General features: G+C 62.0%; 15 protein-coding genes. 12 read left to right on the forward strand and 3 right to left on the reverse strand.

Going from position 1 to position 13,558, the window contains the following annotated elements; genetic code table 11:
• Positions 1-25 precede the first annotated feature (25 nt).
• Positions 26-772, forward strand: coding sequence for a response regulator transcription factor (locus tag QRN42_RS00650; protein WP_284977547.1), 747 nt, complete (start codon positions 26-28; stop codon positions 770-772).
• Between the two features lie 24 nt (positions 773-796).
• On the opposite strand, the gene QRN42_RS00655 is transcribed toward QRN42_RS00650, so the two are convergent.
• The 3 genes from QRN42_RS00655 to QRN42_RS00665 form a co-directional block, all read right to left on the reverse strand.
• Entirely contained in the window at positions 797-1,177 is a 381-nt protein-coding gene (locus tag QRN42_RS00655; RefSeq protein WP_284977548.1) for an Hpt domain-containing protein, read from the reverse strand.
• A gap of 338 nt (positions 1,178-1,515) precedes the next feature.
• Positions 1,516-1,995 (reverse strand): very short patch repair endonuclease, encoded by a 480-nt coding sequence (locus tag QRN42_RS00660; protein WP_284977549.1) that lies wholly within the window; start codon positions 1,993-1,995, stop codon positions 1,516-1,518.
• A gap of 5 nt (positions 1,996-2,000) precedes the next feature.
• Entirely contained in the window at positions 2,001-3,176 is a 1,176-nt protein-coding gene (locus tag QRN42_RS00665) for a zinc-dependent alcohol dehydrogenase (RefSeq protein WP_284977550.1), read from the reverse strand.
• 286 nt (positions 3,177-3,462) lie between these two features.
• Here QRN42_RS00665 and QRN42_RS00670 point away from each other — a divergent pair, with 286 nt between their 5' ends.
• From QRN42_RS00670 to QRN42_RS00720, 11 genes are all read left to right on the forward strand, one after another.
• Positions 3,463-3,789, forward strand: a complete 327-nt coding sequence (locus QRN42_RS00670; RefSeq protein WP_284977551.1) for a hypothetical protein — start codon at positions 3,463-3,465, stop codon at positions 3,787-3,789.
• A gap of 135 nt (positions 3,790-3,924) precedes the next feature.
• A complete protein-coding gene (locus QRN42_RS00675) occupies positions 3,925-4,401 on the forward strand; it encodes a hypothetical protein (RefSeq protein ID WP_284977552.1) in 477 nt (158 codons plus the stop codon).
• Between the two features lie 29 nt (positions 4,402-4,430).
• Complete coding sequence (locus QRN42_RS00680) at positions 4,431-5,042, forward strand: SIS domain-containing protein (protein WP_284977553.1); 612 nt, start codon at positions 4,431-4,433, stop codon at positions 5,040-5,042.
• A gap of 90 nt (positions 5,043-5,132) precedes the next feature.
• Positions 5,133-6,203, forward strand: coding sequence for an alkene reductase (locus QRN42_RS00685; protein WP_284977554.1), 1,071 nt, complete (start codon positions 5,133-5,135; stop codon positions 6,201-6,203).
• Positions 6,204-6,265: 62 nt separating this feature from the next.
• Entirely contained in the window at positions 6,266-6,958 is a 693-nt protein-coding gene (locus QRN42_RS00690) for a GntR family transcriptional regulator (RefSeq protein ID WP_284977555.1), read from the forward strand.
• Positions 6,959-7,120: 162 nt separating this feature from the next.
• Positions 7,121-8,122 carry a sugar phosphate isomerase/epimerase family protein gene (locus QRN42_RS00695; protein WP_284977556.1) on the forward strand — a complete coding sequence of 334 codons (1,002 nt, stop codon included), beginning with the start codon at positions 7,121-7,123 and terminating at the stop codon, positions 8,120-8,122.
• A 4-nt stretch (positions 8,123-8,126) separates the two neighbouring features.
• A complete protein-coding gene (dhaL, locus tag QRN42_RS00700; RefSeq protein WP_284977557.1) occupies positions 8,127-9,899 on the forward strand; it encodes a dihydroxyacetone kinase subunit DhaL in 1,773 nt (590 codons plus the stop codon).
• Between the two features lie 2 nt (positions 9,900-9,901).
• Positions 9,902-10,384 carry a ribose-5-phosphate isomerase gene (locus tag QRN42_RS00705; RefSeq protein WP_284977558.1) on the forward strand — a complete coding sequence of 161 codons (483 nt, stop codon included), beginning with the start codon at positions 9,902-9,904 and terminating at the stop codon, positions 10,382-10,384.
• A 2-nt stretch (positions 10,385-10,386) separates the two neighbouring features.
• Positions 10,387-11,376: a 3-hydroxyacyl-CoA dehydrogenase family protein gene (locus QRN42_RS00710; protein WP_284977559.1), complete on the forward strand. Its 990-nt coding sequence runs from the start codon at positions 10,387-10,389 to the stop codon at positions 11,374-11,376.
• Between the two features lie 19 nt (positions 11,377-11,395).
• A complete protein-coding gene (locus tag QRN42_RS00715; RefSeq protein ID WP_284977560.1) occupies positions 11,396-12,160 on the forward strand; it encodes an SDR family NAD(P)-dependent oxidoreductase in 765 nt (254 codons plus the stop codon).
• A 33-nt stretch (positions 12,161-12,193) separates the two neighbouring features.
• Positions 12,194-13,543 (forward strand): MFS transporter, encoded by a 1,350-nt coding sequence (locus QRN42_RS00720; protein ID WP_284977561.1) that lies wholly within the window; start codon positions 12,194-12,196, stop codon positions 13,541-13,543.
• Positions 13,544-13,558: the final 15 nt, after the last annotated feature.

Raw genomic sequence — 13,558 nt, forward strand, 5'->3', positions numbered from 1 at the left:
TTATCGAATGGGGCTGAGGGGCGCGATGAGTGAAGCACGTGTGGGGCTGGTTATTGAAGATGACCAGGATATTCGCGAGTTGGTTCGCGTCGTCCTATCCCAGGCAGGGTTTGACGTGCACGTCGCGTCCACCGGATCTGCCGGCGTGACCTCCGCCCGGGAGCTGAACCCCGACGTTATCACCTTGGACCTCGGACTGCCGGACATCGATGGATTCGAAGTCGCCCGCCAGATTCGCAAATCCTCCGACGCGTACATCATCATGCTCACCGCGCGCGCCGAGGAGTTGGACACCTTGATGGGCCTGGAAGCAGGCGGCGACGACTACCTCACCAAGCCGTTCCGCCCGCGCGAGTTGCGCGCCCGCGTGGAGGCCATGATGCGCAGGCCGCGTGCGTCGTCGGAGTCCAAGCCAGTGACGGAAGAACTGCCGGATCCGGAGATAACGCACAACGGCTTGGCCGTTTCCGCCGGCTCGCGCACCGCAGTACTGAACGGCAGGGAGCTCAAGCTCACCCGCACCGAATTCGACCTCCTCCTCGCATTGCTTGAAACCGGCAGGATCGTGCGGACCAAGGCGGATCTGGCGCGTCGCCTGCGGAACGAACAGTACGACGTCGGAAGTTACGTCAGCGATGCCGACGAGCGTGCCGTTGAGGTGCACATGGGGAATTTGCGCAAGAAGCTCGGGGACAGTATCCAGACTCCCCACTGGCTGGAAACAGTCCGAGGTGTTGGCTACAGGCTGGCCCCGTCTGCCAGCAACAATTAGGCGGCCAACAACAAATACGCGGCCTTAGGATAGCGGTGTCTCGAGCTCGTAAATCGTGCCGAAGACAAAGTGCTCCATTTCGGTGACCTGCAGCTTGAGCTCGCTCAGGTGTTGGCCGCTGGGCAGCAATCGGAGCCTGATTTCCATCTCGGTGGCGAGGCGGTTCATGCAGATAGCGCCCACCATGGCGCTGGATGTCTTCAGGCTCAGTACGGCGTCCATGGCATCTTCCATGTCCAGGTTTTCCAAGGCGCGATGAAGGCGCGATACCCGCCACGGCAGAAGCGCAACGTAATTGCGGACGAAGGCAAGGATGATGCCCTGATCGCCTCCCAACTCCGCTTGAAGTTCTGTCAGGACGGTATGGTCCACCAAGGAATCGGTGCACTCGTCATACTCAGACACCAGACTCCTCCCGCCCCGAAACAATAGATTCACGCTTCAACAGTAGGACTCGTGGAAGTGCCCGCAGGCCATCCAAGCAAAGATTGATCCAATCTTGAGCGGACTCAGAGGCAGACTTGATCCCCCTCTCCGAGAGTGGAAATCAACCGAAGAATGGTCACTGATTGGGGAGCACAGGCGTGGACGAAAGCACCGGAAAATCCGTGAACCAGAGGGCTCGCCCACCAGTGGGGATTGCGGCGGCGGTAGGCATTTGCCTCGTCGTCTTGCTGGGCATCGGCGGTTCCTCGGCGTACTCTCTCTGGGGCCAGGGCTCCGTCCATGACCGCTCGACCCAGTCAGGAACGTCCTCCCACGCCGGACGATAACTGGCCGCTTTTTCCCGCAGCTGCGTCGAGAAACGCCCTCATCCGGTCTTCGAGAGCGGAGCGGTCTTTGAGTTCGCATTCCCACACTGTCAACACTTCCCAGCCGGCGGCCTCCAGTTCGTGGCGCTTTTGGGCATCCCGTTCGCGGGTGCGGGTCCTTTTGGCCGCCCAGAATTCTGCGTTGGCGGCCGGTGCGTGCTGCCCCGCCTTGCAGTCATGGAAGTGCCAAAAGCAGCCGTTGACGAAGATGACCTTGTGCCGCCCGGCGAAGACGAGGTCGGGACGGCCCGGGAGGCGGGTCTGCCCGTACTGGCCGTGCAGTCGATACCTGTAACCCTTGGCATGCAGCAGAGCACGGACCAGCAATTCCGGCTTGGTGTCCTTGCCCCGGATTTTGGACATGTTGCTGCTACGCTGCTCCCGCGTCAGGCGGTCCCGCCCTTGGTCCACCACTGCTATGGCTTGAGCACCACCTTGATGCAGCCGTCCTGCTTCTTCTGGAACTTTTCGTAGAGCGCAGGTGCCTCATCAAGTGAGCCCGTGTGGGTGACCAGGTGCATGACTCCCAGCGGATCGGCGTCGTCCTCTACCAAGGGGAGGAGTTGGTTAGTCCAGCTTCGAACGTTGCATTGCCCCATCCTCAACTGGATTTGCTTATCGAACATCGTCATCAGCGGCATCGGGTCTGCTTGCCCGCCATACACGCCGCTCAGGGAGATGGTTCCGCCGCGGCGCACGAGGTCGATTGCCGTATGGAGGGCTGCCAGCCTATCGACGCTCATGGTTTCCATCGCCACTTGTGCAGGCTTGTCCGGGAGCAGCGAGACGGCCTTGTGCAGGAACGACGCCACCGGGGAACCATGAGCTTCCATCCCCACCGCATCCACCACCGAATCCGGTCCTCGTCCCAATGTTTCCTCACGGATTTTGCCGGATACGTCCGGGCTGTAGTCCATCGTCTCCACGCCGTGGGCCTCAGCCATGGCCCGGCGCTCGGGGACGGGATCCACGCCAATTACACGGAAGCCTTTGTGGACGCCGATCCGGGCGGCAAATTGCCCCACGGGTCCCAGCCCCAACACGGCCAAGGTACCTCCCTCCGGAACGTTGGCATACTCCACCGCTTGCCAGGCTGTAGGGAGGATGTCCGAGAGGAAGAGGTAGCGCTCGTCCGGCGCATCCGAGTCGACTTTCACAGGGCCATAGTCCGCGAAGGGAACACGCAGGTACTGTGCTTGTCCGCCCGGAACGGAGCCGTAGAGTTCCGAGTAGCCAAACAGCGCCGCCCCTGATCCCTTCGACGTGACTTGCGTGGTTTCGCACTGGGACTGCAGGCCTTGGTTGCACATGTAGCAATGCCCGCAGGAGATGTTGAACGGAATGACAACCCGGTCGCCCTTTTTGAGCCGGTGGACCTCCGCGCCCACCTCTTCCACAATCCCCATGGGTTCGTGCCCGATCACATCCCCTTTGTGCATGTACGGGCCAAGGACTTCGTAGAGGTGCAGATCAGAGCCACAAATCGCGGAGGACGTGATGCGGACGATAGCGTCTGTCGGTTCCTGGACAGCGGGATCGGGTACGTCGATGACGCTCACGGAGCGCCTGCCTTGCCAAGTAACTGCTTTCACGTTGTGGTACTCCCTGCGTTGTGGCTGGGTTGTCCCGCGCTGCAGGAGACCTTTCCAGCGAAGCAGAGAAGATGGGTGGGCACAAGGCATTCACAAGAACAACTAGTAAGCAACCTGATCATTGGTTTACCATTACTGCAAGGGGGAGTAACCGGGCAGAGCTGACGGAGGAGTGACCACATTGTCCACCACAAAGAAACCGTATATCCCGGGGGCCGCATCTCATGCTGAGGTGAAGGCCCTGATCTGTTCGGCCTGCCATTCCGCAGACCACCTGAATTTGGAAATGATTGAATCCATAGAGCCGCACCCCGGAGATCTCCTGGTGTTGGTTTCCTATAAGTGCATGACGTGCGAGGCGTCCTACTCCCATACCGCGGCGTTCCATGATGTTGCCGAGGTCCTTAACCGCGCTGGAACAGTGTCCGGCCTTCTGCAGTTCGGCGGGGAATACTTCCATTGCGGGGAACCAATGAGCTTTGCTAACTCCTCGGCGCGGAGCCTCTACGCGCCCATGTCCACCGAAGACGTCGACGACGGCCTGCTCGATGTCTACCTGCAGACCCGCGTGCTGCAATGCCGCTGCGGATTCCGGATGGAGCTACCCGCCTAAGTTCCCTGAGATTGGGGTGCTCATAGGGGTTGCGGCGCTACGCCACCGTTTAGGACGATGTGAGCAGGGGTACAGCTCGGGTAGAAGGTCAAGGGCGGCGCCGATGAAAGGCCGCACAACAGGGAGGTAGCCGGCATGGACACTGGACAAGTGGTACTGATCATTGTCATCGTCGTCATTGTTATTGCGGCGATAGTTGTGGCCGCAACCATCGGCCGCCGGAAGAAGGCGGAGGTGAACCGCCGTCGAGCCGCTGAGTTGCGCGAGAAGGCGGACCTAGAAGCCATAGGCGCCCACCAGGCCAAAGCTGAATCCGCCCAAGCCGAAGCCGCTGCGCTGCAGGCCGAGGTGGAAGCGAATCGTCTTCGCCGCGATGCCGAGCAGCACGCCCAAAAGGCTGACGAGGCCCACGGGCGGGTGGAAGAACATCTTCGCCACGCCGACAAGCTTGATCCCAACGCCGGCAGGGACTCCGGTTCAAACGGCTTGCCCTCTGGTGGTTCCCGCACACATGACGCGAACCGCTCCGATGCCGCCGAAGGTGAAAACGTGACCCGCGACCGTGCAGGGCACGACGGCGGCGCTACCCGCGAAGACGACGGGAACCGTTAACTTTCGATCAGGCAAAAGGGAGGCGGGTAGTGAGCATCGTGGTGAGGAGAACAGGCCGGGACGTGCGCTCGAACGAGTCGAAAGCGAACCGGCATGCAGTGGACGTGGTTCTTGGACATTTGGGCGAGATTGGGCCGGCGGTAGCTGCGCTCCGCAGGGAGTCCTCGCGACTTGCTGAATGGGGCGAGGAGTTGGCTCGCGTCCGGCGGCGGGGAGGCAGTGTTTTCGCCGCCGGAAGCGACACCTCCGCCCACGAAGCCGAGCGCTTCACGTCTGAACTGGCAGCCCACGATCCCACGGGAGGCTCGGGCTTCAAAGCAATATCCCTGAGCAAGGACTCCGATGGCGCCGGAAGCCTCGCTGAGCAGATCCCGCACTTAGTGCGCGAGGGCGACGTCGTCGTCCTGCTGGCGGCCAGGGAAATCACTGATGATCTCAGGGACGCCGCGGCTGCGGCGAAATCTGCGGGAGCCCGCGTTTGGGCCCTGACCGGCAGTGAATCCAAGGACCTTGACCGCTCAGTCAACGAATCCATTTGCATCAACACAGATCCGCCTCACGCTGAAGAAGCCCACTTGGTGGCTGTGCTGGCTTTGTGTGAGTGCTTCGACGACGCGCTCAAAGAGGGCCAGACCGGTTAGACGGAGTGTGATCTGCCCCTCCTCCGGAATAGTTGCAAGCGCCGTGCAGTTACGCAGAATGAACGTGTTTCACTCTGAAAGGAACTGCGCATGCTGTTTTCTCCCCTGGCCCTCGGCGAACTCGAACTCTCCAACCGACTGGTGATGGCCCCCCTCACCCGCCTCCGTGCGGGAGAAGATGGCGTGCCGGGTCCTTTGATCGCCGAGCACTACCGTCAGCGGGCTTCCCTCGGCCTGATCGTTAGCGAAGGCACCTACCCGGTCCGGGCAGGGCAGTCCTACCCCGGGCAGCCTGGCCTCGTCACTGAGGAGCAGATCGCGGGCTGGAAGAAGGTCACCGACGGCGTCCACGCCGAGGGTGGCCGGATGTTCGCCCAGATCATGCACGGTGGGCGCGTCTCGCACGCCGATATCACTGGTGGTGCAGAGATCGTTGGCCCGAGCGCCGTCGCGATTGACGGTGAAGTCCGCACCCCGAACGGCAAGCAGCCTTATCCGGTGCCGCGCGAGCTTCGCACGGACGAACTGCCGGGTGTCATCCAGGAAATCGTCACAGCGTCCAAGAACGCTATCGAGGCAGGATTCGACGGCGTGGAACTCCACTCCGCCAATGGCTACCTGCTCCACGAATTCCTGGCCCCCAACTCGAACGTCCGTACCGACAGCTATGGCGGCTCCCCGCAGAACCGGGCACGGTTCGTGATCGAGACGGTCAAGGCAGTAGTGGAAGCCCTTGGGGCAAACCGCGTGGGCATCCGGATCTCGCCCGAACACAACGTCCAGGGCATCGCGGAGACGGATGCCGCTGACGTGCGCGCAACGTACGAGGTCTTGGTGGAAACCATTGCGCCCATGAACCTGGCTTACCTGAGCATCCTGCACCACGATCCCAAGAGTGCGTTGTTGCAGGACCTGCGTGAGCGTTTCAATGGGACTTTCCTGGTGAATACAGGCTTCAGCGAGATCACCACCCGGGAAGATGCCCTTGCCATCATGGAAGAGGGCCTCGCTGACGCAGTGGTTGTCGGCCGCCCGGCGATTGCCAACCCGGATCTTGCCAGGCGCTGGCGTGAAAGCTTGCCGCTCAACGAGCCGGACGCTTCCACCTTCTACGCGGATGGCGCCACGGGTTACACGGATTACCCGTTCTACGCGAACTAAAGCAGGACGGCATGTGACACAGCCGTAGGGGCCACGCACCGGGTTCCTATAGGATTTGTGACATGCCTGATGCATCCGCTGCCCGTGCCGGCTTTCCCGTAAGCCGCCAAGTTCTGGCCGACCATGTCTATGAGGCACTCCTCGAGTGGCTCATGGACGGTCGGCTGGAACCCGGGGCAGCGGTAAGCATCGATGGCATGGCCCGGGAGCTTGATGTTTCGCCCACGCCGGTGCGGGAGGCGCTCGCCAGGCTGGAGCACACGGGCATGGTCCGCCGGGTAGCGCTCAAGGGATACCGGGTTGCTCCGGTATTCACCCGTGAGGACTTCGCGGAGCTCATGGAAGCCCGGCTCTCCATCGAGCCAGTGAATGCCCGACTTGCCTGTTCCCGGATGACGGCGGAGGGGCTGGAGTCACTAAAGCAAGCCGTGGAGGACCTCCGGAATGCGCCTCGTGGCGGCAGTTTCGCCGAATACCGAAGCTATCTCGAAGCCGATGAACGCTTCCACCAGATCATTGCAGCCCAAGCCAAGAACCAATTCCTGCTCACTGCCTACAACACCCTAGGTGGTCAGATCCAGCGGTTCCGCCTGTTCGGGGGAGTGGGGATCACCGATGCTGAGCAGGCAATAGCTGAACACCAAGCGGTCCTCGATGCATTGGCCAGCGGCGACCCTGAGACGGCCGCCGCCATGATGACCGAGCACGTGCAGAAGGTGCGTGGCCGGGCTATGGCGGACGCGCCCGCGGAATGACGGGCGAAAGGCTTGTCGCCGTCGGGTTATCGTCTTTCTGAGGTCCTTTCTGGGTGCCAGCACCTGAGCTATAGGATCTAGGAAAATCCATAAAAAGTCTTGACAGGTTCCGCTCGTTCGTAAATCCTATAGGAAACAGGATTCCACGAAGGAGTGACCACTATGGCGTACACCGCCAAGGATTGGCCCATAACAGCGGCCCTGCTGCAGTTCCCCGGCACCGATGCCGCAGGTAAGCACATCAACGACGCCGACGCTTCCACGTGGGCTTCCGTCCTCCAGGAAGTCAAGGAAGCCGGCTTTGAGAACGCAGACCTCACCGACAGTTGGGTCCGCCCGGGAGACCTCGGCAAGGAGCGTCTGGCCGAGTTCAAGCAAACCGCGCACGAAGTAGGCATCGGAGTGCCGGTCATTTCGGCAATCCGCCGCAGCGTGATCCACCAGACGGACTGGGCCGAGAACCTTGCCTACAGCCACCGCACCATCGATGCCGCAGCTGAGCTTGGTTGTGAAGTTGTTTCCTTCGGACTGCACCAGGCCATCACGCCGGAACAGCAGAAGCAGCTTTGGTTCTGGACTGTGGAGGGCTACAAGGACCCGGTCGGAGACAAAGAAGCCTGGGGCAACGCCGCCTCCCGTATCCGTGAGCTCGGCAAGCACGCGGCTGAAGCCGGCATCCTGGTGTCCCTTGAGATGTATGAGGACACCTTCCTCGGTACCGCTGACTCCTCGGTCCAGTTGGTCCAGGACATCGGGTTGGACAACGTTGGCCTCAATCCCGACATCGGCAACCTGATCCGCCTGCACCGGCCCATCGAGGACTGGCGGGAGATGGTGGCCAAGACCCTCCCGTACTCCAATTACTGGCACATGAAGAACTACCTCCGGGATGAAGACGTGGCCCGCGACAGCTTCATCACCATGCCTGCTCCCATGGAAAGCGGTCTCATCAACTACCGCGAGGCCTTCAAATTTGCCCTCTCCGTGGGCTTCCAAGGAATCCTCTGTACCGAGCACTACGGTGGCGACGGACTAAGCGTCACTGCGAGCAACCAGGAGTACCTCCGCAGGCACGTCCTGCCGAAGACGGACGGTTACGCACTTGGCAAGAGCCAGGTAGCGCAGGGCCGCCAAGAACCGGCAACAGAGCTCGCAGGAGTCTAGGGAAATGACTCAAATCTTTGACAATCCGGCAGAATTTGCCGATGAAGCCCTCGACGGTTTCGTGGCCGCAAACCGCGGCTACGTGGCCCGCGTTGATGGGGGAGTGGTCCGTTCAACCGAGATCCCTGCCGGTCAGGTTGCCCTTGTTGTAGGCGGAGGCTCCGGTCACTACCCTGCGTTTGCCGGACTGGTAGGCCCGGGACTGGCTGCGGGTTCAGCCTGCGGCAACATGTTTGCCTCCCCAGCTGCCGGGCAGGTCTACCGGGTGGCCAAGGCCGCCAACGCCGGAGGCGGAGTCCTGCTCAGCTACGGCAACTACGCCGGTGATGTCTTGCATTTCGGACAAGCCCAGCTGCGGCTCAACGCGGAGGGCATCGAAACCCGCACTGTCACCGTCACGGACGACATCGCCAGCGCACCGATAGACCAACTCGAGAAGCGTCGCGGGATCGCGGGGGACCTCACCGTTTTCAAGATCGCCGGCGCTGCCGCCGAAGCGGGCCTGGACTTGGACGATGTCGAACGCTTGGCCATCAAGGCCAACTACCGGACGCGGTCATTGGGTGTTGCCTTTGATGGTTGCACGCTTCCCGGTGCCAACGATCCGCTGTTCCATGTACCGGCCGGTCAGATGTCGCTTGGCCTGGGAATCCACGGCGAGCCCGGGATTTCCGAGCATCCCATGCCCACGGCGTCCGAGCTCGCTGAACTCCTGGTGTCCAAGCTCCTCGCGGACAAACCGGAGGATGCGGGCGAGCGAGTGGTCGCCATCGTCAATGGTTTGGGCACAGTGAAGTACGACGAACTTTTCCTGCTGTACGGCAAAATCGAGAAGCTGCTGACGGCGGCCGGGCTCAGCGTCGTGGAGCCGGAATGCGGGGAATTGGTGACCAGCCTGGACATGTCCGGCCTGTCGTTGACGCTCTTGTGGTTGGACGACGAACTCGAACAGTTGTGGGCCGCGCCCGCCGATACGCCCGCGTTCCGGAAAGGCAGCATGTCTCCCCGCGCCGCGCGGGCCGATGTCGGGGCCACCCAAGCCGGCGTGGCCCAGGCAGGGGCCGTGACCGAACAGCCCACAGTCGCTGCCGCCGAGCTCGGACGGCTGGCGGTTGCTGTTCTCGCCGAGGTTCGGGACGTCGTGGTCGAGCATGAGGACGAACTAGGCAAGCTCGATGCCATCGCAGGCGACGGCGATCACGGCATTGGTATGCGCCGCGGCGTGGATGCAGCGGCCGCGGCCGGAAAAGCAGCCTCCGGCTCCTCGGTGCAGCGCATTCTGGAAGCCGCCGGGGAAGCCTGGAGCGAAAAGGCAGGCGGAACCTCCGGTGCGCTGTGGGGTTCGGCTGTCATCGCGGCCGGGCAATCGCTCGCAAACCGCGAAACGTACGCTTCTGCAGATGCAGCCGCGGCGGTCAAGGCATTCGTCCGTGCCATCACCGAACTAGGCAAGGCCGATCCTGGCGACAAGACCATGGTTGATGCCCTCCTTCCCTTCCGCGACGCTTTCCTGGCAGAGCTCGACGGCGGCACCCCGGTTGACCGGGCGCTGGCGGCAGCAGCCGCAGCTGCGCAGTCCGCTGCCGCAGCGACCGCTGAACTCCGGCCCCTCAAGGGCAGGGCACGCCCCTTGGCTGAGAAGAGCCTCGGCCACCCGGATCCCGGTGCGGTGTCCTTTGGCTTGATCGCAGCGCGTATCTCACAATTCATCGATTCAGAACTGGCGTCAGTTGCGGTAGCAGGACAGCTGCCGGAAACAGCCGGAAACGGAGCTTGAGCATGAGCAACAACCAAGGCTGGCGCATCGTCGTCGGCAATGACGAGGCAGGCGTCGAGTACAAGCAGGCGCTCCTGGCAATGTTGGAAGCGGACCCGCGCGTGGCGTCGGTGACGGATGTAGGGGTGGGTCCGCAGGACTCCACCGCGTACCCGCATGTGGCTGTTGACGCAGCCCGCAAAGTGGCCGACGGCGAAGCGGACCGTGCACTCCTGATCTGCGGCACTGGACTGGGCGTGGCCATCTCGGCCAACAAAGTTCCCGGCATCCGCGCAGTCACCGCGCACGACAGCTATTCAGTGGAACGCTCGGTGCTGAGCAACAATGCCCAAGTCCTCACGCTCGGCCAGCGGGTCATCGGCCTGGAACTGGCCAAGAAACTCGTAGGGGAGTGGCTGCAGTACCGCTTTGATGAAAACTCCTCCTCCGCCGCCAAGGTGGACGCTATCTGCTCTTACGAGCCCAACTACACGAAGGCAGTCTGATCATGACGTCAACAAATCCCCCAACCGCATCCGAAGGCACCGAGGCCCGGAAGATCGCCGTCGTTGGTTCCGGCTACATGGGCGGCGGCATTGCACAGGTTCTGGCACTGGGCGGGGCTCGCGTGGCGTTGGCCGACGTTTCCGCGGAGATCGCACAAAAGAACTACGAGCGCTTGTTGGTTGAATCGGACCAGTTCGTCGCCGATGGTCTCTTCCCGGCAGGATCCACGGAGATTCTCAAGCAAAACCTGTGGGCTGCCAAGGACATCGAGGAAGCTGTTGGCGATGCCGAATTCATCGAGGAATGCGTCCCTGAGGTCCTTGAGATCAAGCACCAGACGCTCGCCCGGATCAGCGCCGCGGCACAGCCGAACGCAGTCATCGGTTCCAACACGTCCACCATCTCCATCGCGGCTCTTGCCGAGGCGGTGACCGGGGCGGAGCGGTTCCTTGGGGTGCACTTCTCCAACCCGTCGCCCTTCATTCCCGGCGTGGAGGTGATCCCGCACGCTGGCACCGCCGCGAGCACTGTCGGCACAGCCTGCGATCTCGTGCATGCGGCCGGCAAGCAGACCGCCGTCGTCAAGGACGTCACCGGATTTGTCCTCAACCGCCTGCAGTACGCACTGTTCCACGAAGCCGCTCAGCTGGTGGAACAGGGCATCGCAACGGCCGACGACGTCGACACCCTGGTCCGTACGACCTTCGGCTTCCGCCTGCCCTTCTTCGGGCCGTTCGCCATCGCCGATATGGCCGGTCTGGACGTCTACAACTTCTGCTACAAGTCCCTGCAGACCGAATTCCCGGAACGCTTCGCTACGCCCAAGATCCTTTCCGATCTGGTGGAAGCAGGGAAGCTCGGCACCAAGACCGGCTCGGGGTTCCTCAACGTCCCGGCTGATCGGACACCGGAACTCATCGCGTACCGCAACAAGGCCTACGTCGCCATGCAAAAACTCATCGAAGAGCTTGGCCCGGCCCCCATCAACTGAGCTTTCCAGGAGCATCACTATGAACTTCCCCGCAACGCGCACGGCGATTGTCACCGGCGCAGTATCCGAGCGCGGCATCGGCCGCGCCACCGTCAACTACCTGGCCGCCCAAGGCTGGAACATCGGCATCATCGACCTCGACGACGCTGCCTGCAAAGCGGCAGCGAAGGAAATCGCAGCTGAACATGGCGTCAAAGCACACGGTGTTGGTGCCAACGTGGCCAATGAAGCGGAGGTCCGGGCGGCGATCGATGAGCTCGAAGCCGAGTTGCCGCAGATCGTTGCGCTGGCCAACGTGGCCGGCGTCAGCTCACCCATTGGTTACCTCGAACTTGAGCCCGCAGAGTGGGACCGCGTGCTGAACATCAACCTCAACGGCGTCCATTACGCGACCCGCCGTGTGGCAGAGTCCATGGTCAAAAACCGCATCGGCCGGATCGTCAACATCTCCTCGGTCTCAGCCCAGCGCGGAGGCGGTACGTTCTCCAAGACCCCTTACTCCGTGGCCAAAGCGGGAGTAATTGGCTTGACCCGTGCCACGGCGCGGGAACTGGGCGGCTATGACATCACCGTCAACGCCATCTCACCTGGCCCCATCGATACCGACATCATGGGCGGCACGCTCAGCCAAGAGCGCAAGGACGAGCTCACCAAGGAACTCGTGGTCAACCGCGTGGGTTGCACCCGTGACATCGCCGCCGCCATCGCCTTCCTCATCAGTGAAGACGCCGGATACATCTCCGGGCAGACGCTGAATGTGGATGGCGGACTTTACATGCACTAAACCCCCCAACAGATTGCTCAAAGAGGAGTTTCCATGTCTGCTGCTTCAACTTCCACAAGGGAGTTGCTTGCTTCACCCGTCCTGAAGTCGGCAATCTCCAAGGCGTCGCTACGGCTGATGCCCATGATCGTCATCCTCTACGTCGTGTCCTTCCTGGACCGCACCAACGTTGGATTCGCTGAAGCCGCCCTCGGCGTGGACAAAGGAATCGGAGCAGGCGCGTACGCCCTGGGTGCCGGTATCTTCTTCATCGGTTATGCACTGTTCGAGATCCCCAGCAACCTGCTGCTGACAAAGTTCGGTGCCAAGATCTGGCTCGCCCGCATTTCCATCACCTGGGGCATCGTCTCCGCGTGTTTCGCCTTTGTCCAAGGCGAGACGTCCTTCATCATCCTGAGATTCCTCCTGGGCGTTACCGAAGCCGGTCTTTTCCCAGGTGTCATCATGTTCCTCGCCGCCTGGTTCCCCAACAAGGTACGGGTCAAGATGTTTGCGATCTTCTACCTGGCCCAGCCGTTGTCACAGATGCTGGGTGCTCCGCTGTCCGGCTGGCTCATCAACATCGGAGACCAGATTCCCGGCGTCGCTGGTTGGCAGGTCATGTTCTTCGTTGAAGGTTCGCTGGCCGTCGTCGCGGGCATTGCCGCGTTCTTCTTCCTCATCAACAGCCCCCAGGATGCCAAGTTCCTCAGCAAGGAAGAAAAGGTTGCCCTGACCGATGTCATGGAGCTGGAGGACACCGTCAAGGAAGAAACCGGCCCTCGCGGCATCCTGGCCTCCATGCGGAGTGGCCGTGTCTGGTACTTCACTGTCATCTACTTCTGCCTGCAGATCGCCGTTTACGGCGTCACCTTCTACCTGCCGCAGCAGGTGGCCCAGTTGACCGGCCAGAAGGTGGGGTTCGCCGTCGGGCTCTTGGCTGCCATCCCGTGGTTCTTCGGAATCTTCGCCTGCTACTTCGTGGGCAAGGCTGCCAACACCGTGGCTCTGCGCCGGCGATGGGGCACGGCACTGTTCCTCTCAACGGGTGTGTGCATTTTCGGATCGGCCTGGGCTGGAGCAAACCACCTGCCTGCGTTGGGCATCATCTGCATCACCTTGGCTGTGTGCAGCTTCTTGGCCATCGGGCCCATCTGCTGGTCCTATCCGACGGCATTCCTCACCGGAACTGCCGCCGCTGCCGGTATCGGCCTCATCAACTCCCTGGGCAACCTGGGTGGTTTCGTGGCACCGATCCTGCGCACCACCGTCAATCAGGCCACCGCATCCGACACCGGCACCATGGGGGTCTACGCCCTCGGCGTCCTGCCGTTCCTGGCGGCGCTCATGATGTTCGGTACCCGGGCATTCAGCAACAAGGCCGACGAACTGCTGGACAAGTAAGCCGTGAGCCACACA

Source organism: Arthrobacter sp. fls2-241-R2A-200 (genome assembly GCF_030209745.1).
Classification (GTDB): domain Bacteria; phylum Actinomycetota; class Actinomycetes; order Actinomycetales; family Micrococcaceae; genus Arthrobacter.